This is a genomic window from Caldanaerobacter subterraneus (assembly GCF_004345675.1).
GTDB lineage: Bacteria > Bacillota > Thermoanaerobacteria > Thermoanaerobacterales > Thermoanaerobacteraceae > Thermoanaerobacter > Thermoanaerobacter subterraneus.
Genome location: NZ_SLWU01000004.1, coordinates 60,414 through 85,870, shown reverse-complemented (window position 1 = coordinate 85,870; position 25,457 = coordinate 60,414). Strand labels below are relative to the sequence as shown.

Sequence of the window (25,457 nt, the reverse complement as noted above, 5' to 3'; positions counted from 1 at the left end):
TATACTAACCTTTTACAGCCCCTGCAAGATATCCACTCTTCATGTACTTTTGTAAAAAGAAAGTCACAAGCATTACAGGGATTGTGAGTATTGCCGCATATGTGGCAGAATCAAAAATTCCTCCCCTTTGAACATAATAGTAAATTTGAAGCGGTAAAGTCCTGTCTGAGATAGTCAGGTAAAGAGCATAGGTGAATTCATTCCATGAATTCAGCCACACAAATATAGCAGTCACAGCTATACCAGGAAGTGCAATTGGCATTATAATTTTTGATAATGCCGTCAATTTACTTGTTCCATCAACCAATGCAGCTTCTTCTAAATCCTTTGGTATTGTCTCAAAAGTTCCAACTAATATCCATGCTGCAAAAGGTAAATTTACGATAAGGTGTGCCATGACTAACCCTAAATAAGTGTCCATTAAATTTAATCGTATGAATTGTACCGCTATTGGAAGAGCAATACCTACATCAGGAAACATTCTTGTAAAAAACAGTGATAATACTACTGGGTATTTTATTTTGGATGGCATCCTCGCTATAACATAAGCCGCTGGAGCAGCCATTACAATTGCGATGATAGTAGTAATTGTCGCCACAACAAAACTCTTTCTAAAAGGAGGCCATAGATTTCCTGAAGCCAATACAGATCTCCAATGGTCTAAAGTAAATCGAGTGATGAAAAAATCTGGATGGGGTTTCAATATATCACTTGGCACTGCAAAGGAAGTCATAAAAAGTATATATACTGGTATAACCATCAATATTGCCGCTATTATAGCTATTGGAATATAAGCTACCTTTGAAATCTTTTCGCTAATATTTACTTCTCTCATCATCTTTCCTCCTTAGTACCAGCTATTTTTAAGTAGCTCACTATAAATACTGCTATTATTAGGAGTAATATGGTAGATGCCGCTGCCGATGTATGCACATTGGCATAATTTCTATACTCATCATATGCAAAGGTAGAAATAACAGGAGTAGCACGACCTGCCAGTACAAGAACAAGTTCAAATATTCTAAAAGCATCTATCGCCCTTAAAATCAAGGCCATCGTTATAGAGGGCTTTAGAAGTGGCAATGTCACATATTTAAAAGTTTGCCACGCTGTCGCCCCGTCAATATTAGAAGCTTCGTAAACTTCATCTGGTATACTTTCAAGCCCAGCCGAAAGCAAAAGTATAACCATCGGAGTAACTTTCCACATATCAGCTACAGAAACCATAAGTAATGTCTTAAAACCACCACTTGCCCAATCTACAGGCATTTCAATAATGTGTAGTTTTTGCAAAAGCGCATTAAAATAACCATACAACCCAAAAATATAGGTCATCGCAACACCTGACACAAGAGTAGGTACCCCCATTGGTACCAGCATTAAAGACCTTAAAAGCCCTTTTCCCCTAAAATTCCTCCGTAAAATCAAAGCAATTACAAGTCCTACAGTCATTTCTAGAGTAAGGCTTATAAAAGTAAGAGCTATTGTGTTGAAAAAAGCCTGCTTAAACTCCGTTTTTCCTATTATTTCTCTATAATTTGCCAATGTAAAAGCCTTGGTATATTGATCTTGAAAACTCAAAGTAATAGTCTGTATAATAGGATAAATTGTAAATCCTAAAATGTAGAGCAGCAACGGTAAAATCATAGCAATTTCAAGTTTATATTTTTTTACAAAATTTACATAGGACATCTGCTATTACTCCTTTCCTTTCTTAAACATTTGCTTTTACTGAAAGCGCTTACAGTTTTAAAAATAAAAGAAATTCAACTCCTTAAAGGAACAACAGAATTCCTCAAAACCAATTTGTGTTTCAAAATAATTTGAGAATTATTTATTTCCTCTCCATTTATAATCTTTATAAGCATTCTCGCCGCAATAGCACCTATTTCATACATAGGCTGTGACACAGTAGTAAGAGCCGGTCTTGTAGCTTCCGACAAATCAATATTGTCAAATCCAATTACAGAAACATCCTCCGGGCAGGAAAGCCCTTTATCAAACACAGCATTTATAGCCCCCATAGCCATGATATCGCTTATTGCAAAAATAGCAGTAGGAGTAATCTCTCCTTTTAGCATCTCCATAGCGGCCTTGTAGCCGCCTTTATACTTGAAATTCGCCTCTTTTATAAGTTCTTCATAAATTGTAAGCCCATTGTCAATAAGTGCCTGCTTGTAACCTTTTAGCCTATCTACACTGTCTATAGTTTCTTTCATATCATCTAAAGGTCCGTGAATAATACCTATCCTTTTATGGCCAAGTGAAATTAAGTAATTTACCGCATCATAAGCCGCTTTAAAATTGTCAATTCCAACATAAGGGACATCAAATTTTGTAGTCCTGCCTGCCAAGACCACTTTTAAATTGCTGTTTTTAAAAACCTCGTAATGCTCCTCTGAAAAATAATCGCAGTGAAATATTACGCCATCTACCCACCTGTTTTTCAACATATCTATATATTGAAACTCTTTTTCTCTTTTATTATCTGCGTTGCAAAGTATAATGTTATACTTGTAAATATTGCAAACGTCTTCGATACCCCTTACAACCTCTGCATAATAAGGGTTTGATATATCTGGCACAATCAAACCAATAGTATTTGTCTTTTTCATTGCCAGGCTTCTCGCCGGCATACTGGGCTTATACCCCAGTTCTTCTGCTGCTTTTAAAACTTTTTCCCTAGTTTTTTCACTTACCCAGGGACTGTTGTTGAATACCCGCGATACTGTCGCAATTGAAACCCCTGCTAATTTTGCTACATCATCTATTGTAGCCATCTCAACACCCTTTTCCAGATTTACTGTAACCGCTTACAGTTATATTATATTATCATCTTCACAACATTTCAAGAGGAATTTATAAAAAATTATTCCCCTTCTTAAAAGGGGAATTTAATCCAATAGTTCCACTATCTTGCCTGCCTCTGTCATATCTTTTAAAATCAAATCCGCCTCTTTTACTGTCTCAGGATTGCCTACTCCAACCGCAAACATCCCTGCCCTTTTTATAGCAGTGATACCCGCAGCAGAGTCCTCTATCCCTATACATTTTTCAGGAGAAATTCTAAGGTGTTCTGCTGCATTTAAAAATATCTCGGGATCAGGTTTACCGCGCTTTATTTCATTGGCATCCACAATATAGTCAAATTTGTCTTTTATCTTCAAATTTTCAACTACAGTAAAGGCATTCTTGCTAACTGATGCAATTGCCGTCTTAATTCCTCTTTTTTTAAGCTCTTCAATAAACTCTTTTACTCCTGGAAGCAAATCCTCTGGAGTAATTTTTTTAATCATCTCTTTGTAGTATTCATTCTTCTTATTTGCAAGGTACTCTTTTTCATCTTGAGAATACTGTTTTTGGCTCCTTTCCAGAATTATCTCTAAAGACTCTAACCTGCTCACTCCCTTTAACCTCTCATTTATCACTTCATCAAAATATATTCCCAGCTCATCGGCAAGTTTCTTCCATGCAAGGTAGTGATACCTTGCCGTGTCTGTTATCACTCCATCTAGGTCAAAAATTACTGCTTCATATTTTGACATTTTAATCCTCCTTTATAAATTATTTTAAGCCAGTTGTTGCAATACCTCTAACAAAATATCTCTGGAATATGAGGAAGATTACTATAGTTGGCAATGTCAAAAGTATTGCTCCTGCCATCACTTGATTCCAGAATTGGTAGTACTGCCCATAAAAAGAGTTAAGACCTACAGGTAGTGTATACATGTCACTAGTGGATGTCAAGAGGCTAGGCCACAAAAAGCTATTCCAATTACCAGTAAACATGAATATAAACTGGGTAGCCAATGCAGGTTTTGCCAAAGGCAAAACTATTTTAAAGAAAATTCCAAACCTAGACATCCCATCAATCGTGGCAGCTTCTTCTAACTCCCTCGGAATTGTCAGGAAAAACTGTCTCATTAAAAATATTCCAAAATTGCTAGTCAAAAAAGGAATTGTAAGTCCCATATAGGTATTTACCCAGCCTAATTTGCTGAGAAGAATGTATGTGGGTACCATCACAACTTGACCTGGTATCATCATAAGAGCAAGCACAATTAAAAATAATAAATTTCTTCCAGGAGAATTTATTCTTGCCAATGCATATCCTGCCATAGAATTAAAAAGCATATTGCCAAAAGTGACAATCGCTGCAACTATAGCACTATTTATAAACCATCTCAAAAAGGGAAATTTTGTAATTATCATTTTATAGTTATCTAACGTTAAATGTTTTATATTGACAGCAAAAGTATTTAATTCACTGGTAGGTTTTAAAGATGTTATTATAGACCATATAAAAGGGCCAAGTGTAATTCCTGCATATCCTACTACAACGATGTAAAATAAAAACCGTAACATTTTTTGCATCTATTGCCACCTCCTAATAGGTTTCCTCTTTGAAAAGTCTTCGCTGTATAAGGGTCAATATCAGTATTATCACAAATAATACAAAAGCCATAGCTGAAGCGTAACCCATGTTAAAATCTCTAAATCCTGTCCTATATATATACAGCACGACTGTCATCGTAGCATCAAGGGGGCCGCCAGTTCCTCGCGATACTACGTAGGCTTGGTCAAAAACCTGAAAAGTACCAATTAATGACATTACTAGATTAAAAAACACTATTGGCCTCAACATTGGAAGGGTAATTTTGAAAAACCTTTGAAATTTATTAGCTCCATCTACTTCTGCAGCCTCGTACAATTCTGATGGTATATCCTGTAATCCTGCAAGAAAAATCACCATGTAATTACCTACAGAAGACCATATTGCCATCATCATAATTGAAGGAAGCGCAAACCTGACGTCGTAAAACCAAGTAGGCCCTTGTATGCCAAATTTAGCTAGCAAAGCATTAACCAAACCATCCGCTTTAAATAGATATAAAAATATTACAGAAACTGCAACTGTGGAGGTAACAGTTGGTATATAATAGGCAACTCTAAAAAATGTTTTTCCTTTAATATCTGAATTTACAATTAATGCTAGTATTAAGGCAATAATTAGCTGTGTTGGTACTACTCCTAAAGAATAAAGTGTTGTATTTAAAAGAGCTCTTTTAAATGTTGGGTCACTGAATAATTTTATATAATTTTCAAATCCAATCCATCGGCTTGCTCCAGGATTTAAAAAAGAAAATTCTTTAAAACTTATAATAAAAGCATAAATTAATGGTCCTATCAAAAAAATAGATATCGAAGCAATAAAAGGCAACATAAAGGCATACCCTGTCAAAGCTTCGTATAAATATCTCTTTCTCATAGCCATTTTAGTTCCCATGAAGACATCCTTCCCTTCATCCTAAAAAAATCATAACTGCAGCACCTCACGAAAGTAAGGTGCTGCTTACCTAAATTATTGTCCAACTTCCTTTTGTGCATTATCAAGAGCTTGTTGAGCATTGGTTATTTGTCCCATTATTAATGCTTCACAGGCTTTATTAGCCGCATCCACTATCTTTGGACCATCCAAACCAAATTGCCATGGCACTGCATATGAAGCTCCATCTACAAGAGCGGCTCTCTCAGGATATTTTTCTTTAAATTTAGCTCCCATAGATTTTCTGGAAGGCAGTGCAAGTCCCGCTTCTACTACAAATTGTTGGCCTTCTTTACCGGTTAAAAACTCAATAAGTTTGAAGGCTTCATCTTTATGTTTGCTGTTTTTATTCATAACATATGCGACAGTAAAAACCATTGTAGCTTTTTGCTTTCCCGCTGGAAGTTCTGCTATACCATAGTTTAAATCAGGAGCTTTTTCTTTAAGAAATGGTATCATCCAGCCACCTTCTATTGCCATTGCAGCTTTTTTAGCAGCAAAAGCGTCTCCATTCCAACCTTCTCCCATGTTTTGTGGTGTATCAGCAACTTTGTCTTTTGTAATGAAACCTACATAAAAATCAAGAGCCTGCGCATTTTCAGGAAGATTTAATGTAGGTTTTCCCCCTTTATATACCGAACCGCCATTTTGATGTATAAAAGCATTAAATCTTGCAAGGTCTATTGATAAAACTAAACCTTTCACACCATCTTTTGTTAATTTTTTAGCTGCATCTTTTAATTCTTCCCATGTCTTAGGTGGCTCATTTATTCCTGCTTCTTTAAACATATCTTTGTTATAAAACAGCGCTAAAGTGTTATAGTCTTTTGGCAAGCCGTAAGTCTTTCCTTCCCACTGAAAAGCTGAAAGCAAAGCTGGTTCGAAATCATTTACATCCACATTGTATTTTTTGATGTATTCATCAAGCGGCTCCAAGACTCCTGAAGACATAAGTTGAGGCGCTGGCATGCTGTCAAGATAAAATATATCTGGTGCTGTATTTGCCGCAAGTTGTGTTTGTAATTGTTGCATGTAATCTCCCACAATTGTCTCAATTTGCACATTTATATTTGGATATTTTTCTTTAAACTTAGCTATTTGGTCTTCCACTATTTTCATTTCTGCTGGAGACGAAGACCACATTCCCAACTTTATAGTTACAGGCTTTACCGTTTCTTGGGTCTCTGTTTTTGACTCGCTTGTTTTGCTCGGAGAACATCCTGCTAACACAGTAGCTAACACAAAGAAAATCAAAACTAAGATGCTCAAAAACTTTTTACCCATTTCCACTTTCCCCTTTCATAATTTTATATTAAAATATTTTGCTGAGGGTATTTTAAAATTTTTTAATCTTTTCCTCTATTTATCCCCCCCCCTTAAAACTTAAATTTATTTCAAGGTACGGCAGGCTAAAATAACACCTGCCTGTACCTTTTATAACACTATTTCTTTTCCTTTTACCTTAACTTTTACATTCCCTTTTCCCTCTAATTTTTTCACTAACACATCCTCTTTTGTAACTATTACCTCAAGCAAATTCCCCTTCCAAAATACCTTATAAGAAAGTTTATCCCATTTTTCAGGAAGCCATGGATTTATATTTAACGTCCCTTCTCTGTCAATTTCTAATCCTCCAAATCCAAAAACAGCTACCTGCCATGTGCCACCACAAGAAGCAGCGTGAATACCTTCCACTGCGTTACCTTGATTATCTGCAAGGTCTACTTTGGCACTTCTTATAAAGGATTGATAGGCGTTTCTATGGTCTCCTACTTTTAATCCCATAATAGCGTACATACTGGGGCTTAAAGAAGATTTGTGCATAGTCCTTTTTTCGTAATACTCGTAATTGATTCTCTTCGTCTCCTCATCAAATTCTTCCGGCATCAAAAGCATCAACATAACAACATCTGCTTGCTTAATAAGCTGTGTATCACCCAGTTTTGTAACATCTACCCCTTCAGGCCATACTGGCATATTATTTTCATCAAACTTTTCAATGACATAGTCCTTTTTCTCAAAATACCCTTCAAACTGCTCAATAAGTTTCTTTTCCTTATCGTATGGTATATATATCTTTCTTTCTACTTCTTTCCACTTTTCTACTTCCTCAGGAGTCAAGGAAATTTTATGAGTAATGGCATAGTAATAATCAGGGTAATTTTCTTTTAGAAAATTGAGCATTTCCAACCCTTTTTTAATATTCCACTTCGCAAAATAATTAGTGTAGGCGTTGTTATTAACGTGTTCGTGAAATTCGTCAGGGCCTATTACATTGTTTATCTCATACCTGTCCAATTCCTCTACGTATTCACACCGAGAAGCCCAGAATCTAGCCGTTTCAAGAATAATTTCTGCTCCAAAATTCAACATAAAATCAATGTCATTTGTGGCCCTGAAATACTCCCAAACCGCAAAAGCCACGTCAGCAGTTATATGATGCTCCAAATCTCCTGTCCATATCCTCACAGGATTTCCTTTATAATCAAAACCCCATTTAGGAGTTTCCTCCATTCCTGTGTCTGCTGACTCCCACGGATACTGCGCTCCTTTATAGCCATTTAGCGCCGCATTTCTCCTCGCAGCATCAAGCATATTGTATCTGTACATCAAAAGAGTCCTTGCAGCTTCAGGGTATACGTATATGAAAAATGGCAGCATAAATATTTCTGTATCCCAAAAGACATGCCCTTTATAGCCTTCTCCATGAAGCCCCTTTGCACCAATACTTACCCAAGGGTCCTTTTCATTTACAGAGCTCATGAGATGGAAAATATTAAACCTTAATGCTATATCAGCTTCTTCATCCCCTTCAATGGTTATATCTGCGACAGACCAGAGCTTGTCGTACTCTGCAATATGCTTTTCCAACTCTTCATCAAACCCTCTAGATACAAAATCAAACAAGTCATTTTCAACAGCATTTTTCAACAAATCCTTTTCAACATCTCTTGAAGTGTAAGTCACAGCAAACTTGTCTACTACAACTGTTTTCTCTCTTTCTCCTTTAAACTCCAGATACTCCGCACTGTTTTCTCCTAAGGGGATAAATCTTCTAAAGAAAGCAATATTTTCTCTATTTATATCTTCTAAATTATAAATCCTCAAGGTGCTTCCAACTGCTATACGCTTGTTTTCATCAGTAGTAGCAGTTTCAAGGTAAATTCCACTTTTACATATGCTCTCGTTTTTAACTACTTTTAAATGCTTCACTCTGTATTTAGGATGTGTAGCTGAATTTAAGGCAGTTCCTTCTATGAGATTTTCTACTCCTATTACACCCTCATAATTCAAAGGAGTTATAAAAAACCTGATAGCTGAACGATGTCTATTGCTTCTGCTTACAAATCTGTACCCCTCAATTTTTGTAACGCGACCTTTATCGTCCTTCACCACTGTTTTCCTAAACAGAACACCTTTTTTCATGTCTAGTATCCTTTGAAATTCTAGCAACTCACACCTATCAGGCCTTATCTCTTTCCCTTCTATATATATTTTCAACCTCATCCAGTTCTGTACATTTACCAGCTCCCTAACTTGCGCTTCTCCTCTGTTAAAAATACCTGCAATAAAACTTCCCGGCCTTTCTCCTTCGCTTCCCTCTTCAAATGTTCCTCTTATTCCCATGTATCCATTTGTAAGAGCAAAAAGTGTCTCATATTTGCCATTGAGTTTGTTGTACTCTTCTTGAAAAACAAGCCATTTAGCATCACTCATCAATTCTTCTACTTTTTTTATCACTTGCATACCTCCTGACCTCTGGCAAAGATTTTATCCGAAACGTTTTGGATGACTTTTAAAAAAATATCACAATTTCCTTGCAGAATCTCTAACTACAAGTTTATGGGGAATAACTATATGTTGAGGCTTTTCTCCTCTTATAATTGCAAGCAAATGTTTTGCAGCAGTATATCCCATCTTAAAAGTATCCTGCCTTATAGTCGTCAATGCCGGCGTGATAAGTGATGCAAGTTCTATATCATCAAATCCTACCAAAGAGATATCCTCCGGTATCCTCATTCCCAAATCCTTTGCCGCCCTGTAGGACCCCATTGCCATTAAATCAGAAGCGTGAAAAATTGCAGTTATTTCAGGGTGTTCAAAAATCAGGGTTTTAAAGGCATTATAACCGCCTTCTTGTGTAAAATCAGCAAAAATCACATACTCTTCTCTGTAAGGGATATCATTTTTTTCAAGAGCTTTTTTATATCCTTCCAATCTTTCAAAGCTAACAGCCGCATCTTTATGACCGTTTATAAATCCTATGTTTTTGTGTCCTAATTTAATAAGATAACTAGTGGCTTCAAAAGCCGCCTGAACATTATCTGAACTTACATATCCAACTTTATCTGTCAAAATCGGTATGTCAATTAAAACTGTAGGAATTTGTGTCCCCTTTATCTCTTCAATGTAAGGGTCGCTTAATCTCAACCCTTCTACAATTGCTCCTTCCACTTTCCTGTCATTGCAAAGTTTTTCATAAGAAGTGGCATCTTGACTCTCTGGGTCCACAGTAAAAAGTATAAGGTCATATCTGTCCTTTTTTAGCCCTGCTTTTATTCCTGCAAGTACTTCAAGAAAAAATGGATGATATACTCCCGGCTTTATGAGTTCTGATACAATCATACCTATTGTTTGGGTCTTGTTAGTTACAAGCCCTCTTGCAATAGAATTAGGAGTATAATTTAATTCTTCAGCGATTTTTTTTATCTTTTCTCGAGTTTCTTCGCTTACATCCGGGTACCCGTTCAATGCTCGAGAAACAGTGGTTATGGAAACTCCTGCTTTTTTTGCTATGTCTTTTATTGTAACCGCCATCTTCTTCACCTTTCCCAAAACGTTTTGGTTACTTCATCTTCATTTTATCAAAAACCTTTTCACCTGTCAACAGATTTTTTCCTCTTTCCATAAGGACACACTTCCATGCAAATTCCGCAAACATGCCCCCTACCTATGTGTTTAAAATTTTTCATGTATTCACTGCAAGCTTTAGCATCTACTATCTCTTCTCTTGGAATTCCTTCTTTCCACAAGGTACCGTAAAGAGCCATAGCAGGGCAGGCATCAACACATATCCTGCAGCTACCACACCTGCTCTGTGTTATAGGTGTTCCTGTCCTTAAAGGCATATTTGTTAGAACCGTTCCTAGTCTGACGCGGGGCCCATACTCTTCTGTCACGAGAAGCCCATTTTTACCTATCCATCCTAAGCCTGCACGGGTAGCAGCAGTTTTATGAGGAAAAAGCCCTCTGTACTCTCCCAGATCTGCAATCGACTGAGAAGCAGGTACAGCCAAAGCTTTGTACCCCCATTTCTCAAGTAAAAGCACTGTTCTTAAAGTTATCAGATCAATCAGATTATTTACTGCCCTGTAGTGATGATAATAGGTGTGTGTGGGTTTGTCTGTTATTTCATCTACTATCCTGTCAGACAGTTTAATTACAATACTAATTCCATAGGGAATATCAGAAAGATTCTCAGGTACAATCTCCTCAAGATTCGAAAACCCCACCAGAGAAGCTCCCCACTCTTTTATCTTTTTCTCCAAAATCTCCTGTTTGTCCATAAATTTATCCACCCTTTGCCAAAATTTTTGCTATACAAATATTTTAGCACAACAAAATCTATTTTTTAAAATTTTTTCAAAGTATATTTCTGCAGTATGTACACAAATTAATCATAAAAGGAGGGATTTCGATGGCAAGAGGAAGTTGGAATGACAGACCAAAAATGGTACCAGAAGCTCATAAAGCTCTTGACAACATGAAATACGAAATCGCTTCAGAATTGGGTTTGCCTGTAAAACAAGGGTCTGAAGATTACTGGGGACATATAAGCAGTAGAGACTGCGGAAAAGTAGGAGGACAAATGTTAAGGCGAATGGTTCATTTCGCAGAATCGGCAATGGCTAGAGGCATCAGCATATATGGTTCTCCCCCTGCACAAGGCGGTCAGCAAGGTGCTGCAGGCAGTGAATCAGAGTATATGCAAAGAAGGTCTTAAAAGAGAGTACTTCCTGTACTCTCTTTCTTTATTGTACATTTTGTGATAGAATTAATTTAAACGTACCACATGTAGTGTAATGTGAGGTGGTAACTTGGCGTACGAAATACAAGAATTGGCAGAAAATAAGCTTATAATCCTGTATATCTTAAACCGGATCAACATGCCTATTACAGACGAACAGCTCAGCAAAATCATTCTGGACAACAAACTTATGAACTATTTTTACTTAAAACAATACGTAGATGAGCTTGTAGAAAGCGGATTCGTAGAAATAGAAGAGGAAAAATACTTCATAACAGAAAAAGGAATAGAAATTCTGAAGTTGTTCTTTACAAGAATCCCCTTCGAAACAAGGCAAAAAATAGATGAATACATTCTTTTAAACAAAGAAAAGATAAAGCAAGAGTCCCAGTATATAGCAACTTATTATAAAAAGGCCGAAAATCAATATATAGCCAATTGCAAAGTTGTAGAAAATGGAATAGTCTTAATTGAGCTAAACATAAACGTGGTCAACAGCGAGCAAGCGAAGCTTATATGTGATAACTGGAAACAAAAATCTCAAGATGTATATGCTTATATAATTAAAGCCCTTACTGGTCAATGATAAGACCGGAGGGTTCTTTTCTTGTTTTTATAACTCCCACCTTTTCCATGTTTGCTACATCAAAAATGTAAATCTTATTATCTCCTAAGGAGGCTACATAAACATATCTGTCATGTAAACAAAAATCTGAGGGTGTCTCTCCACAGTACACCTCTTCTTTATCTTTTGTGACAAGGTGAACTCGGCAAAAAGTGTTTGAATGAGCGTTTAAGATGTACAGAAAATCATTCTCCTTGTAAATTTTTATAGGGACTTTTCCTGCATTTATCTCTTTCACAATTTTAAAGTCTCTCAAATCTATTATAGAAATTTTACCATTCTCTCCGGAGTCAAAATAGCTATTTGCTACATAAAGATACTCTTCATCTTCCGAAAAAATTATGTCTGTAGGATTAGGTCCTGTTATTATGAAATCCAAAATTGTATAATTCTCCGGTTCAATTAATAAAATATCTCCTGAATTCATATTGCTTACAAAAAACAGATTATACTTGCTGTTGTAGATTATTTTTTGCGGGTAGTTCCCTACTTTAAACTGCCCTATAACTCTCTTTCCCTCTATATCGAAAACAGTAACAGAATTAGAATCTGCATTTACAATAAAGATATTGCCATTATACAAAACTCCATCAACAGGGTAAAGCCCTACATACCACGATCCTTCAAATTCAAACTTTTCTTTATCTATTACGCTGATTGAATTATCATAACAGTTTAGAGTGTAAATTTTCTTTCTATTTTCATCTAAAATCAACCTATGAGGTCCACAGAGGTATTTAGAATAGATATTTAATGGAAGATGTTTATTGTTATAAGACTTTATTCTAACAGAATCTCTTGAGTGTTTTTCCAAATCAATCCGATCAACAAAATCTTCTCCCATACTAGTCACATATAAATACAAAAAGCATCCCCCCACATACCAGTATAGTTTCATAATATGCAGAGGAATGCCTTTGGGAAACTTTTCTTTTCTTAATACTCAATACTTATCCCTATATCGCTACTTCTGTTACAGAGCTGAACTTAGCCATTTAACCCCCAATTTTCACATAATACGGGACTTCACAGCTTCTTTTTATGTACAATTCTATTTAAGACATCATAAAACGTTATCTCAACATACACCTTCCCTTCACACAAATATTCTCCTATACCTGCTATAGGCAACATGTACATCTCCAATGATATATCATTGTTTTCATTCCTTTCCTTATAAAAGGTTGGGGCAGAAAATAATGTGTCAATTTCCCAATAGGCTTCTCCACTGTTGTACATCCCAAAAACAAAAGGTTCCCCTATTAAATATTTTTCAAAAAACAATGCTTTTGCGTTGGATTTACGCACCCATAAGCCCTTCCCTTTATTATGAGGAGCCTTAACTTTTACTTTCATAGAAGATAACATTATCCAGTTCTCATTCTTGTAAATAGATTGGCTTAATCTTATCTGGTATGTTTGCAATTTGCTACTCCTATCAACATAATTGGGTCCATAAATCTCTACTCTAATCCCATTTTCTACATTGTCAGCAAGTTTTTTATCCCACACAAAAGAAGTTACTATACCCCTTCCACTTGCAACTTTAAGGTCATTTATGCGTATTATTAAAATATTTAGCACCAGTGCAATAATTAAAATTACAAAAATTATTTTAAAATTCATCCTCATTTTTATTCTTCTCCCTTTTTATGAGGCTCTTTATTTTTTGAATAAGATCCTCAAGAAAGTAATTACCTTTCAATAGAATCTTTCAAGGATGTACACTCTATTTATCGCTTTTAAAGAATATGCACCAAGGACAATTATTAGAATCGCCAGGTAAATTGCACTTTCAGTTACATTGATCACACTTTCAAACCCCAATCCCAATCTAATTAAATTCAGACAATGGGTTACAGGATTTATCATGAGTATTCCTCTGTATATTGGATTTAAATGCTCTACTGAATAGTACACAGGAGCAATAAGCAAAAATACCCATGACAACAAAGGTATAATCCCCTGTGCTATAAATACGTTTTTAATCAAAAGCCCCAAGAAAGTCCCAATAAGTAAAATCACTACAAGGGAAAGTATTATACCAGCTATTAAAAAGCCTGCACTTACTTCACTGGCAAATACTACAGAGATATATGACGATATTATTACTACCGGTAGTGTAAAAATGATATAAGTAAGAGCGAGTGAAAGAGCTATTTCTTTTATGTTCACAGACATGGTGGAGTATAATTCAAGTACCTGAGGTTCCATTAAATTGCATATCCTTATAGCGTATAACCCTAAAAATGCTCCAATGAAGGTCGCAACCATATAACCAGAAACTAAATAGGCTACTATTTCTCCTCTAATTCCTCCAAATAGTAAAAGCACAAAAACGTATGAAAGGGGTAAAATCAAAAAGCTGCTTACTACCTGCCACTTGTACATCCTTAGGCTCTTAAATTCCATCTGTATTCCTGTGGCAATTTTATTCATTTTTATCTCCTTCCTTCAGTAGTTTTAAAATAGTCTTTTCAAATGATGGAGATTCTAATTCCAGATACTTAATCTCTGTTACTTCTTTTAATTTATTTATAAATTCTATTCCTTTATCCAGTTCCTCAAATGAGACATCAAACACGCTCCCGTGCTTAGTAAAGCTAACTGGATGTGAAAATTCTAAAATTGACTCAACTTTTTCCCCATCTAAAGGAATAAAAGTCATTTCTACAGGCATTTTCATTAAAGTTGAAATTTCTTCGGGGGACCCTTCGGCTATAATTTTGCCTTTTACTATTACATAAACTCTATCGCAGAGGGATTTTATTTCATTCATATCATGACTTGCAATCAAAATAGCTCTTTTATTTTCACTTTTCAACTGGGATATTCTCTCCCAAACCTGTGTTTTTGAAATTATGTCAATCATAGCTGTGGGCTCATCAAGTATTAGAATTGGAGCTTCCCTCGCAATTGCTATGTTTAGTAACAGCATCCTCATCAAACCAGAAGATAGCATATACCCTGCGTAGTTTTTAAACCCTTCAAGCCCCGATTCTTTCAGCACTTTATCAACTTTTTGAGATAATTCCTCTTTTTTTACCCCTTTAAATTTCAAAGCAAATTCAATTGTTTCTTTAACAGTAAGCGAAGGAAAATACAAAATACTTTGAGGGCAGTATCCAATGTTATCCTTGATGATGCTTGGTCTTTTAGATATATCCTCTCCTAAAATTTCTATTCTGCCCTCTGTAGGACGGAGCAATCCCAATATCTGTCTTATCAAAGTAGTCTTCCCAGCTCCATTTGGTCCAATAATACCGACAATTTCTCCTTCCTCTACCAAGATATTTATCGCATCATTTGCCTTAATCCCATTGGGATATACTTTAGTTAAATCCACCGTTTTTATCAGCGCTCCCAACCCTAACCCTCCTTTGTTTTAAAGGATTTAATTTCCAATTTTGCCTTCATTCAATAATATAAGCCAATATCACAAGTAGAAAAGGTACTATTCCTGGTAAAACTATAGCTTTTTTCAATTTTATCCTAACAAAATCCGAGTAATTTTCTATAGCCAGGATAATTGCAAAACTATAAACACAGTATTGCATCTTAGCCAAACTTTTCTAAAAACTGCACCGGTGTCAAAATTAATGGTTTTTCAATTTTAACATCAAGAAAATCTTTATCCCTTGTAATGAAAATATCTACCTCTTCCTAATACATTCCCAAAATTCCTTTCTTTTTAGCCTTCTTGTCTGCTATATCAAAGATTAAAAGCCCAATCACAAAAAACAGTATAGAGGTTATCACAAGTTTTACAAAATCAACTTCCATGAGATTTAATGGAATTTTGTCTATATTTAATTTCCTTAGCATCATAACGCTTTGAAACATAGGAAAATATGAGAAAATTTCCCTCACTGCCGGTGACAAAATCCTTTCCGGAATGAGTAGTGGCACTAAAAGAACATATATCAGTATTGCCAGCCAGTTTTTCGCCTCTTTACTTCTCATCATGAGGACTAAGCCAGCTAAAAGGAAAGCAAAGCCATAAAGGCCAGGAAGAAGTATAAGCAAAACCAAAAGGCTATAAACATTTGTAAAAACTACTACTCTGTGAATCAATCCAACTATCAAAATAAATATCACTATGATTACAATAGATTCTATGGCATGTATTAAAGCTCTTACCAAGAAAATACTCTTTATGCTTACAGAGGAAAGATGAAGATGTTCAAAAGTCCCCTGCATCCTCTCATCTTCCATATTTTGTGCAATGGAAGATATTGAAAACATTGCAAAAAACCATATGACGTATCCCAGCATATTTGCAGCTGTAAGAGATTTACTGCTCTCTACATTTCCTATAACTAAAGTAGAAGAAAAATTAATGAGCCAAAAGAGTATGTAGAGGAATATGAGGAATGGAAGATTAGCAGTAGGCATATTCTTTATAAATTTCACAAACCTCCTCAATTCAGCTTCCCATAAATACTTCATTTGTTTTCCCCTCCTTCTACGAAACTTTTGAATATCTCTTCAAAGGGTTCCCCCAAATTGTCTATCTCAACTGGTATTACAGAAAATTTTCTAAAAATATCAAATACATCATATATGAGTTCTGGCTTTTCAAATGTAAGCTCCAATATATCTGTGTCTATATTCCCTTCATAAAAACTTATTTCAACACCTCTTATGCTTTTTAATTCTTCTAAATATCGGCTTTCTTCATTTTTTCTCAAAGTAAATCTATATTTAGCATAAGAAATTTTATGTCTGAGCTCTGAGGCAGTCCCCTCTGCTACTACTTTCCCTTTATTGATTATTAGAATCCTATCAGACACTTTCTCAATAAATCTTAAGTCATGGGAAGAAATGATAAGGGTAGATATTTCTTTTAATTCTTTTACCAGCTTCTCTACTTCAAATCTTGTTATAATATCAAGCCCGAGGAGGAGTTCATCGAGTATTAAAAGTTTTGGTTTTGTAGCAAGTGCACATATGATAGCGGCTTTCTGCTGCATCCCTCTTGAAAGTTTGCCTACCTCTTCTTCCAGTTTGTCCTGTATCCTCAGCCTCTCTGCCCACATCTCCATGTCATCTTTTACTTCTCTTGCAGACTTCCCTCTCAAATTTGCAAAGTAATAAACGTTTTCTCTGACGGTCATATGCCAGTATAGATTTCTTGAGCCTTCAAGTAGTGTCCCTATTTCTTTCATTACCTCTTTTTGAACTTTAGGCATATCTTCCCCAAATATTTGTATACTGCCTTTATCAGGAGAGACAAGGTTTAAAAGCATTTTCACAGTCGTCGTCTTTCCTGCACCATTGGGACCTAGAAGTGCAAAAATCTCCTTTTCTCTTACAGCAAAAGATACCCCATCCACCGCTTTTACTGCCTTCTTGCCAGCCCCAAAAGTCTTTTCCAAATTTTCTGCCTTAAGGACTATTTTGTCATCCATTTTTATAACCACCCCTGCCTTTTTCTCATTTTTCCACATATCGCCAGTGAAAAATCTTAATTTTTTAGAGAAAACTCATACCGATTTAAATCTACTGTCTACCATAGTGTACATCTCTTAAAACTTTATCCCCTCCCCTGATACTTTACAAGCCCCCTTTGCCAGAGTGTAAGTGATATTCCTGAAAATACGAGTAATAAAATTGCCTGATATATAAATATTTCTTGAAGGTTTGAAAGTCCAATCAATATTCTTGCAGGAAAAGAGGAAAATATTATAACAGGTATAATAGTCATAAATACTTTCCTTATAATGCCTGAATATATTACATCAGGATATTTAGCAAATTTCATTAAATCATCGTATATATAAAACATGTTGTTTACCTCATAAAACCAAAAGGAAAGAAGGCTTATACAAAAATTTGAAATAATATATATGATTTTTTACTACTTTAGCTTCCTTGCGAACATTTTTTTAAATAGAATACCCTAACTTATTTACCCGTTTTTTATAAAACCTTACTATTAGCAAATTTATCACTTTTTTAATCTCCTTCACCTCCTAAATCCTCTTTCAATTTTATCCTAACATTCTTACCTCTCCCAGTAAAACAGTAAAATCTTTGAAGAGCCCTCCCAATATTTCGTTTTAGCGAAGTTATCTATATTTTTCTTTCTTTTTCTTCTTTTTTCATATATCGCCAGTGAAAAATTTTAATTTTGTAACTGTAAGTTACAACAGGTTAAATTTGTAAAATATCTTCAGAGAGTAAAATTAAGGCTTTAAGAATACAAAAAATCATTTCACAAAATGAATTGCGTGTAAATTTTATGAGCAGAGTGGTCTTGAGTAGAATTGAAAACAGGAAAGTGTCCCTTTGTTTGTTAATTTTTTGTTTTATAGCTTTACATTTTGTTGCCTTAATTATAGAATAAATGGTAGAAATTCTTTTTAAAAAATATTAGAGGTGTCAATAGCGAATTAAAATTGACCCATTTTCAACGGTTTTAAATTGACCCACCCTGCGTTTTTTTAATTTTAAGCCTTACCATTTGGACTACCGTAATAAAGACCAGTCTTTAACCTATCCTTTAAACGATAGCTGTTACCTCTTATGTTGATTATATAAGCATGGTGCAGCAATCTATCCAATACCGCGGTTGCAAGAACTGGATCCCCCATTAGTTCACCCCATTCCCCAAATCCTTTGTTGCTTGTAAGTATTATGCTCCCTCTTTCATACCGCGCGCTTATCAGCTGAAAAAAGAGATTTGCTCCAAGGCTGTCTAAAGGCAAATACCCTACTTCATCTACAACAAGAAGCCTTGGCCTGATGTAGTCCTCATCACTGCCTCTTTACTACTGTACTGCCATGGTACTTTATATCTTACACCATCATAACTCAAAAGACCATCTTTGTGTACCTTCCTTAGTTCCTCCAGAAATTTTTGATATTTATCCAATGGAGGCAACGGCTTTTAGTTTTCCCTTTTTAGTCTGTCAATTGGTCTCTCTCCTGTAGTACCATGTACTCTTCTGTTTTTCTTATCACACCACTCTACTTAAGTAGCTTGGGGCTTTTATACTTTAGAAAAGCAATTGCAGAGTACAACCTTGGCAGAGAAGAATACAAGGACTCTTTGTCTAAATCCATACATTTATTTGAAATAAACGGTCAGGAAAAACTTATAGAGACAACTATAGAGTCTTGCAGGAAGTTTTATAATCAGGAAGTTTTATAATTTAGAAATTTCTAAGGAAGACAAAATGCTTGTAATAAAAAAATTATAAAAGGCCACCCTCTTGTTAATTTTAACAGTAGGGTGGCCTTATTTTTCTGATATATTGTTGTCATTACCACAATATTTTAATTGCTTTGCAACCACACGTTTTTTTAGCCTGTGGATAAGTCCTGGAACATGCATGATTACTATTATGGTCGGGGCAACAGGATTTGAACCTGCGACCTCACGGTCCCGAACCGCGCGCGCTACCGCTGCGCCATGCCCCGACAATGTTTATTTTACCATATCCCTTCTGTTTTTTCAATAAAGAAAAAGCTTAAAATAATTGCAAAAGCTTTTTCTATTTGGGGTAAAGGTCCAAAAATTACTCCATATTTTGAAATTTTAATTTTCTTACTTGCAATTGACAGATAAATGAATAGAGTGTATAATATAAGTATCAAAAGTATGAGAGGCGATGACTATGACATACTTCGAGATAGCAATGATGCAGGATTTAAAGCCTATAAAATTTAATCTATTTACGATGAAGAAATGTAATGCAATTACATGTATTCATAATTGCAATGGCTTTTGCTGCGCTCATTCGCAAAATTCTAAATGCGATTTCGAAGAGGAAATCAAAATTCCTGAACAATAACTTAAGCGGTCTTTTGGGACCGCTTTTGTCATTAGTCTACTATTTTCTCCGCCAATTCGCTCATGTTATATTTTAGCTTTTGTTCCCTGGCAATTCTCAAAAGTCTCAAATATTCCTGTCTCGCAAAGTCGTACTTCAGTCGAGCCAATTTTATCTTAAGGTAGTTGTCATTTTCTAACATCTCTAAATTTCTCTCTGCTTCCTTCATTGCCTTTAGTGCTTTATCTATCTCCTGCAGCAATGTGTTACCTGTAATTTCCATAACAACCACCTTCTCTTCACGGGCTCTACACCTTTCATTATATTAAAGTCATTTTTTATTTAGTACTCCTCTTAACAATTTCCTCACATGGCCTATCATGTAAAGAGATCCACAAAAAAGGACCATATCCTCTTCACCTGCCATTTTTAGTGCTTCATTCACTGCCTTGTCAATTTGGTCTACTGCGAACACACTATTTCTAGAAATTTTGCTGGCAAGGTCTTTTGCGCTGTAAGCTCTGTCGCTTAGCGGAGTAGTAGTTATAATCACATCTGCCACAGGAGTTATGATATTAAGCATTTTATTTACTTCTTTATCTTTAAGCATCCCAATAACCAAAATTAATCTCCTATAATTAAATAATTTCAGGCTTTCTTTCAGTACTGTCATCCCCTGCGGATTGTGTGCACCGTCTATTACTACGTACGGCCTTTTTTTCATGACTTCTAATCTCCCAGGCCACTTCGCACTCATTAAGCCTCTTTTTATTGCCTCTTCCTCAATTCTATATCCATAAATATTCTTAAGTTTTTGAATGACTTCCACCGCAAGAGAAGCATTGTAAATCTGATGAGTACCCAGAAGAGTTATCTTCAAATCCTTAAAATTTTTATAATCAAAAACCTGAAAATCCGAATTTTGCTCTTTTATCACTACATTACTTTTATCCAAAACAGTTAAATACGCCTCTTTTACCTCACAGGCATCATTAATCACTTTTAAGGCCTCTTCTTGCTGGTAAAAACTTACTACAACTCCTTTCTTCTTTATTATCCCTGCTTTTTCATAGGCTATGTCTCCTAAGGTATTTCCAAGCTTATCCATATGGTCATAATCAATAGAAGTTATAACTGAAACGAGAGAAGAAGAAATAGCATTTGTGGCATCAAATCTCCCCCCCAGTCCTACTTCCAGCACTACAAAGTCTACTTCTTCATCGGAAAAATATTTAAAAGCAATGGCAGTGATGACTTCAAACTCTGTTGGATGATTATATCCTTCCCGTACCATCCTTGCAATTATTGGCTTTATGTACTCTACATAGTAAACGAGCTTTTCCCTGGAAATATTTTCTCCATTTATTTTCATCCTCTCTTCAAACTCTTCCAGGTAAGGGGAAGTATAAAGAGCCACTTTATAGCCAGCTTCTTTTAAAATGCTGTTTATAAAAGAAGAAGTGGACCCTTTTCCATTGGTCCCTGCTACATGGATAATTTTGAGATTTTTTTCAGGATTCCCCATATATCCTAAAAGCCTTCTTATATTTTCAAGTCCTAATTTCATGCCGAACTTGTAAGTACTGTGAATGTACTGGATAGCCTCTTCATATGTCATTTGCCCCATCCCCTATTTTAAGTTTATAAAAATAGTCCCATTAAAACTTCATCTACATATTCATCGCCTATTTTGAACTGCTTTTTTCTCCTCCCCTCTTCTATAAAGCCAAATTTTTTGTAAAGATGTATGGCTACTTCATTTGTGCTAAACACGCTCAGACAAAGTTTCTCATAACCTCTACTCTTTGCCCATTTTATAGCCTCCTCAAAAAGCCTGGTGCCAATTCCTCTATTTCTAAAACGCGCATCCACACTTATTCCTATTTCTCCAATATGCTGCACTTTTGGAGACCTTCCGCCATAGTAGCGGAAGAGGGTGAGACAGCCTACAATCTCACCCCCATAATCTGCTACGAGAATCAGGTCCTTGGTCCTGTCGAGATTTTTAATAAGCTGCCTCTCCTCTTCTTCCGTCCAGTTGAAGCTCTCCGAGACTATATACACTTTTTCTTTTCCAATGCTATTTAAAAGTTTGACTATGCCCTTGGCATCTTTTACCTTCGCTTCCCTTATTACAATATCTGGTTCTTTCTTTTGCCTTTTTAAATTTTTGAAAAGAGAAATCATAAAACTCCCCCTGACAGGATTAACTATTTAAAAGGCTCAATCTTTCCTCTATGTTCTTTAACATAGCAGTGTACTTTTCAAGCTTTTCTCTTTCTGCATTTACTACTTTTTCAAGAGCCTTTTTGACAAAATTTTCATTGTTCAAAAGGCCCTGAGCCCTTTCAATTTCCTTCAATACCTTTTCTCTTTCCTCTTCAAGCCTCTTTATCTCCTCTTCAAGATCTATTAGCTCTTCTAAGGGTACAACTACCAGTCCTGCGGAAATGGCCGCACTCATAGCTTTTTGAGGTATGTTGCCTCTGTTTCTTTCAATTGCCACTTCACTCGCTCCAGCAAGTTTCATTATATAGTTTTTACCAGACTCAAAAATTTTCTCATGCTCTTCTTTCTCAACAGCTATTATTACTTTTGCCTTCTTAGAAGGAGATACATTGGCTTCCGCCCTTATATTCCTTATAGCGCGTATAGCCTCCATTATAATTTCCGCCTTTTTAGCATCCTCTTCAAAATCAAGGTCTTCCCTGTATTTTGGCCATTCTGCCACCATTATGCTTTCCCCTTCATGAGGCAAATTCTGCCATATTTCCTCGGTAATAAATGGCATGAAAGGATGCAAAAGCCTCAATGTATTGTCAAGCACATATCTTAATACAGATTTTGTAACTTTCTTGGCTTCCTCATTGTCGCTGTAAAGGACAGGCTTGCTAAGCTCTATATACCAGTCGCAGAACTCGCTCCACACAAAGTCGTAAAGCTTTGAAGCAGCAACTCCCAGCTCAAATTTTTCTAAATTGTCTGTTACTTCTTTTACAATGTTATTGTATCTGGTCAATATCCACTTATCTGCAAGAGTTAGATTGTCAATGTACAGATTTGTATCATTTTCATCCAGGTTCAAAAGCACATACCTGGATGCATTCCACAGCTTATTCGCAAAATTCCTGCTGTGCTCTACCTTTTCCCAGCTAAATCTCATGTCATTTCCGGGCGCATTTCCTATTACAAGCGTAAAGCGCAGTGTATCAGCTCCATACTTCTCTATAACCTCCAGAGGATCTATTCCATTCCCCAATGATTTGCTCATCTTTCTTCCAAGGGCATCCCTTACAAGTCCGTGAATTAACACATACTTAAATGGTATTTCTTTCATAAATTCAAGGCTCATGAATATCATTCTTGCAACCCAGAAGAATATTATGTCATAACCTGTGACTAATACATCTGTTGGGTAGAAGTACTTCAAATCTTCAGTTTCCTCTGGCCATCCCATGGTTGAGAAAGGCCACAACGCAGAGCTAAACCATGTATCCAGCACATTTTCGTCCTGATGTATGTTAGTGCTGCCACAGGCCTCACATTTTACAGGATCTTCTCTAGAAACTGTCACATGGCCGCAATCTTCACAGTACCAAGCTGGTATTCTGTGTCCCCACCACAGCTGCCTTGAAATGCACCAGTCTTTTATGTTTTCCAGCCAATTTGTGTAGATTTTTTCAAACCTCTCGGGTACAAATTTTATTTTACCCTCTTTTACTACCTGTAAAGCTGGCTTTGCCAGAGGTTCCATTTTGACAAACCACTGTTCAGAAAGCAAAGGCTCAACAACTGTATCACATCTGTAGCAATGACCTACATTGTGGACATGCTCCTCTACTTTCAAGAGAAGTCCTTGTTCCTCAAGGTCTTTCACTATTTTTTCCCTAGCTTCATACCTGTCAAGGCCTTCGTATTTACCTCCATTTTCGTTTATTGTCGCATTCTCATTCATTATATTTATAAAAGGCAGGTTATGCCTTACACCTATTTCAAAATCGTTGGGGTCATGAGCTGGAGTCACCTTTACAGCTCCTGTCCCAAAGGAGGGGTCCACATACTCATCCGCAATGACAGGTATCTCTCTTCCTACAAGCGGAAGTATTAAAGTCTTGCCAATTAAGTGCTTGTACCTCTCATCTTCAGGATGCACAGCTACAGCCACATCTCCCAGCATGGTCTCAGGTCTTGTTGTAGCAATTACTACATAGTCCTCTTCCCCTTTTACAGGGTATTTGATGTACCAAAGATGTCCTTTATGCTCCTTATGCTCCACTTCTGCATCTGACAAGGCAGTATTACAGCTGGGGCACCAGTTTATTATTCTATTCCCCTTGTATATAAGTCCTTTTTCGTATAAGGACACAAAAACTTCTCTTACAGCCTTTGAACGCTTTTCATCCATTGTAAAGGCTGTCCTTGTCCAATCGCAGGAAGACCCCAGTTTTTTGAGCTGACTTAAGATTCTATTCTCATACTTATCCTTCCATTCCCAGGCTTTTTCTAGAAATTCTTCTCTGGTAAGGTCCTTTTTAGTCTTCCCTGTCTCTTCCCTTATTTTATCCAAAACCTTTATCTCAGTAGCAATACTCGCATGGTCTGTACCAGGAATCCAAAGGGCTGCATAGCCCTGCATCCTCCTCCATCTTATCAGTATATCCTGCAGGGTATTATCCAAAGCATGTCCCATATGAAGCTCTCCTGTGACATTCGGAGGAGGTATCACAATAGTAAAAGGCTTTTTATGAGGGGCAATTTTCGGAGTAAAAAAGCCTTTTTCCATCCAGAAAGAATATATCTTGTCTTCAAATTCCTTGGGATTATACGTCTTTGCTATATCTTTCATCCTTCACACCCCTTAGATCTGTTGTTATATCTTTTTACTTTAAAAAAACCCTTTCACCCAGGAAGGGCGAAAGGGCATTCCGCGGTACCACCTTCATTTATCACTCACGCTGTAACGGGCAAACCCGATCAGACCTACTCCTATTTCGGCCTGCAGGCTCCAGAGCTACCTTCAGTGTACCTTTGGCGGGACTCCTTTCAGCCCATGGGATGTCCCTCTCTGTAGCCAGTGTACACCTACTCCTCTCCTTCACAGCCTGATATTCTGTTTTGATATATAATATATCCAAAGTTTCCGGACTTGTCAATAGATCCTTTCAAATTCGCCTTTTTAAATTCCTCATCCCGTTTAAAAAGCCAGGCACTTTTTCCTTCGGAAAGCGCGGCCAAGTTATGACTATCAGGAAAAGTAGAAAAGCCACTATTAAAAATCCGTAAAATGGGATATGGACAAAGCTTGTGTATATCATAAGAGCATAGGGTATTGCCTGAAGCCCTTCCGCAAGAGTAGTAGAAGGAAAATAGTAAAGTAAAATTACAGAACCGATGAAAATTCCCCATCCCGCATAAGCAGGAATGTAATTGCTAGAAGTCAAATAATAAAGCACTCCCGCAGATACCGTCATGTCAGCGTAGAGGTCGTGCTCCCCGATCCAGTCTTTGACTTTTACTTTTGAAGCTCTCGCCAAAAATCCATCAGCAACATCACTAAACCATGCAGTCATAAGGAGTAAAACTGTAGTCTTAAGAGCCTGCCGCCCCTGATAGGCCCCTAATCCCCCAATGATTATGCCTATTACTGCTCTGCCTATAGTAAGCGCATTGGCAGCAATTTTTAAGGCAGGCATATTATCT

At 36.4% G+C, this 25,457-nt stretch carries 25 protein-coding genes, 1 tRNA gene, 2 pseudogenes and 1 other annotated feature; of the genes and pseudogenes, 3 read left to right on the top strand and 25 right to left on the bottom strand.

Going from position 1 to position 25,457, the window contains the following annotated elements:
* Positions 1–4: 4 nt before the first annotated feature.
* From EV203_RS02720 to EV203_RS02675, 10 genes are all read right to left on the bottom strand, one after another.
* A complete protein-coding gene (locus EV203_RS02720) occupies positions 5–835 on the bottom strand; it encodes a carbohydrate ABC transporter permease (RefSeq protein WP_132039084.1) in 831 nt (276 codons plus the stop codon).
* Positions 835–1,692: a carbohydrate ABC transporter permease gene (locus tag EV203_RS02715; protein ID WP_132039083.1), complete on the bottom strand. Its 858-nt coding sequence runs from the start codon at positions 1,690–1,692 to the stop codon at positions 835–837. The genes EV203_RS02720 and EV203_RS02715 overlap by 1 nt, the downstream gene beginning before the upstream one ends.
* A gap of 74 nt (positions 1,693–1,766) precedes the next feature.
* Positions 1,767–2,780 (bottom strand): LacI family DNA-binding transcriptional regulator, encoded by a 1,014-nt coding sequence (locus EV203_RS02710; protein WP_132039082.1) that lies wholly within the window; start codon positions 2,778–2,780, stop codon positions 1,767–1,769.
* A 114-nt stretch (positions 2,781–2,894) separates the two neighbouring features.
* On the bottom strand, positions 2,895–3,545 hold the full coding sequence (pgmB, locus tag EV203_RS02705) for a beta-phosphoglucomutase (protein ID WP_132039081.1): 651 nt from the start codon (positions 3,543–3,545) through the stop codon (positions 2,895–2,897).
* 19 nt (positions 3,546–3,564) lie between these two features.
* Positions 3,565–4,374, bottom strand: coding sequence for a carbohydrate ABC transporter permease (locus EV203_RS02700; RefSeq protein ID WP_132039080.1), 810 nt, complete (start codon positions 4,372–4,374; stop codon positions 3,565–3,567).
* A 13-nt stretch (positions 4,375–4,387) separates the two neighbouring features.
* The gene (locus tag EV203_RS02695) at positions 4,388–5,287 is read right to left on the bottom strand and encodes a carbohydrate ABC transporter permease (protein WP_132039079.1); all 900 of its coding nucleotides are present in this window, start codon (positions 5,285–5,287) and stop codon (positions 4,388–4,390) included.
* A gap of 75 nt (positions 5,288–5,362) precedes the next feature.
* Positions 5,363–6,610, bottom strand: a complete 1,248-nt coding sequence (locus tag EV203_RS02690) for an ABC transporter substrate-binding protein (protein ID WP_132039078.1) — start codon at positions 6,608–6,610, stop codon at positions 5,363–5,365.
* Between the two features lie 150 nt (positions 6,611–6,760).
* Complete coding sequence (locus tag EV203_RS02685; RefSeq protein WP_132039077.1) at positions 6,761–9,073, bottom strand: kojibiose phosphorylase; 2,313 nt, start codon at positions 9,071–9,073, stop codon at positions 6,761–6,763.
* A gap of 60 nt (positions 9,074–9,133) precedes the next feature.
* Entirely contained in the window at positions 9,134–10,144 is a 1,011-nt protein-coding gene (locus EV203_RS02680) for a LacI family DNA-binding transcriptional regulator (protein ID WP_009610172.1), read from the bottom strand.
* Positions 10,145–10,203: 59 nt separating this feature from the next.
* Positions 10,204–10,893 carry a 4Fe-4S double cluster binding domain-containing protein gene (locus tag EV203_RS02675; protein WP_022588692.1) on the bottom strand — a complete coding sequence of 230 codons (690 nt, stop codon included), beginning with the start codon at positions 10,891–10,893 and terminating at the stop codon, positions 10,204–10,206.
* 131 nt (positions 10,894–11,024) lie between these two features.
* Here EV203_RS02675 and EV203_RS02670 point away from each other — a divergent pair, with 131 nt between their 5' ends.
* Both EV203_RS02670 and EV203_RS02665 read left to right on the top strand, forming a co-directional pair.
* Entirely contained in the window at positions 11,025–11,330 is a 306-nt protein-coding gene (locus EV203_RS02670) for an alpha/beta-type small acid-soluble spore protein (RefSeq protein ID WP_022588691.1), read from the top strand.
* A 94-nt stretch (positions 11,331–11,424) separates the two neighbouring features.
* Positions 11,425–11,940, top strand: a complete 516-nt coding sequence (locus EV203_RS02665) for a DUF4364 family protein (protein ID WP_011025189.1) — start codon at positions 11,425–11,427, stop codon at positions 11,938–11,940.
* On the opposite strand, the gene EV203_RS02660 is transcribed toward EV203_RS02665, so the two are convergent.
* The 9 genes and pseudogenes from EV203_RS02660 to EV203_RS02610 all read right to left on the bottom strand — a co-directional run.
* Positions 11,927–12,844 (bottom strand): YncE family protein, encoded by a 918-nt coding sequence (locus EV203_RS02660; RefSeq protein WP_132039076.1) that lies wholly within the window; start codon positions 12,842–12,844, stop codon positions 11,927–11,929. The genes EV203_RS02665 and EV203_RS02660 overlap by 14 nt on opposite strands.
* Positions 12,845–13,005: 161 nt before the next feature.
* Positions 13,006–13,611 carry a hypothetical protein gene (locus EV203_RS02655; protein ID WP_132039075.1) on the bottom strand — a complete coding sequence of 202 codons (606 nt, stop codon included), beginning with the start codon at positions 13,609–13,611 and terminating at the stop codon, positions 13,006–13,008.
* A gap of 69 nt (positions 13,612–13,680) precedes the next feature.
* Complete coding sequence (locus tag EV203_RS02650; protein ID WP_132039074.1) at positions 13,681–14,418, bottom strand: ABC transporter permease; 738 nt, start codon at positions 14,416–14,418, stop codon at positions 13,681–13,683.
* A complete protein-coding gene (locus EV203_RS02645) occupies positions 14,411–15,346 on the bottom strand; it encodes an ABC transporter ATP-binding protein (protein ID WP_132039073.1) in 936 nt (311 codons plus the stop codon). The genes EV203_RS02650 and EV203_RS02645 overlap by 8 nt, the downstream gene beginning before the upstream one ends.
* Positions 15,347–15,642: 296 nt before the next feature.
* Positions 15,643–16,428 (bottom strand): ABC transporter permease, encoded by a 786-nt coding sequence (locus EV203_RS02635; protein ID WP_132039072.1) that lies wholly within the window; start codon positions 16,426–16,428, stop codon positions 15,643–15,645.
* Positions 16,425–17,390: an ABC transporter ATP-binding protein gene (locus EV203_RS02630; protein ID WP_132039071.1), complete on the bottom strand. Its 966-nt coding sequence runs from the start codon at positions 17,388–17,390 to the stop codon at positions 16,425–16,427. Before EV203_RS02630 ends, EV203_RS02635 begins: the two co-directional genes overlap by 4 nt.
* 125 nt (positions 17,391–17,515) lie before the next feature.
* Positions 17,516–17,821, bottom strand: a complete 306-nt coding sequence (locus tag EV203_RS02625) for an ABC-2 family transporter protein (RefSeq protein ID WP_279432247.1) — start codon at positions 17,819–17,821, stop codon at positions 17,516–17,518.
* Positions 17,822–18,431: 610 nt separating this feature from the next.
* Positions 18,432–18,731 (bottom strand): annotated as a pseudogene (locus EV203_RS02615) (ATP-binding protein); the annotation flags it as partial.
* Positions 18,719–18,955 (bottom strand): annotated as a pseudogene (locus tag EV203_RS02610) (IS21 family transposase); the annotation flags it as partial. The pseudogenes EV203_RS02615 and EV203_RS02610, both read right to left, overlap by 13 nt.
* Between EV203_RS02610 and EV203_RS02605 the strand changes: the two are divergent.
* Entirely contained in the window at positions 18,920–19,135 is a 216-nt protein-coding gene (locus tag EV203_RS02605; protein WP_052722042.1) for a hypothetical protein, read from the top strand. The pseudogene EV203_RS02610 and the gene EV203_RS02605 sit on opposite strands and share 36 nt — an antisense overlap.
* A 194-nt stretch (positions 19,136–19,329) precedes the next feature.
* Here EV203_RS02605 and EV203_RS02600 read toward each other — a convergent pair.
* From EV203_RS02600 to EV203_RS02575, 6 genes are all read right to left on the bottom strand, one after another.
* Positions 19,330–19,404, bottom strand: a tRNA-Pro gene (locus tag EV203_RS02600).
* 405 nt (positions 19,405–19,809) lie between these two features.
* A complete protein-coding gene (locus tag EV203_RS02595; protein WP_011025179.1) occupies positions 19,810–20,040 on the bottom strand; it encodes a hypothetical protein in 231 nt (76 codons plus the stop codon).
* Between the two features lie 48 nt (positions 20,041–20,088).
* A complete protein-coding gene (locus EV203_RS02590; protein WP_132039070.1) occupies positions 20,089–21,375 on the bottom strand; it encodes a bifunctional folylpolyglutamate synthase/dihydrofolate synthase in 1,287 nt (428 codons plus the stop codon).
* 23 nt (positions 21,376–21,398) lie between these two features.
* Positions 21,399–21,944 carry a GNAT family N-acetyltransferase gene (locus tag EV203_RS02585; protein WP_009610154.1) on the bottom strand — a complete coding sequence of 182 codons (546 nt, stop codon included), beginning with the start codon at positions 21,942–21,944 and terminating at the stop codon, positions 21,399–21,401.
* 19 nt (positions 21,945–21,963) lie between these two features.
* Positions 21,964–24,603, bottom strand: coding sequence for a valine--tRNA ligase (locus EV203_RS02580; RefSeq protein ID WP_132039069.1), 2,640 nt, complete (start codon positions 24,601–24,603; stop codon positions 21,964–21,966).
* A gap of 59 nt (positions 24,604–24,662) precedes the next feature.
* Positions 24,663–24,865 (bottom strand) — a binding site (T-box leader).
* A gap of 54 nt (positions 24,866–24,919) precedes the next feature.
* Entirely contained in the window at positions 24,920–25,450 is a 531-nt protein-coding gene (locus EV203_RS02575) for a hypothetical protein (protein ID WP_046159858.1), read from the bottom strand.
* Positions 25,451–25,457 lie beyond the last annotated feature (7 nt).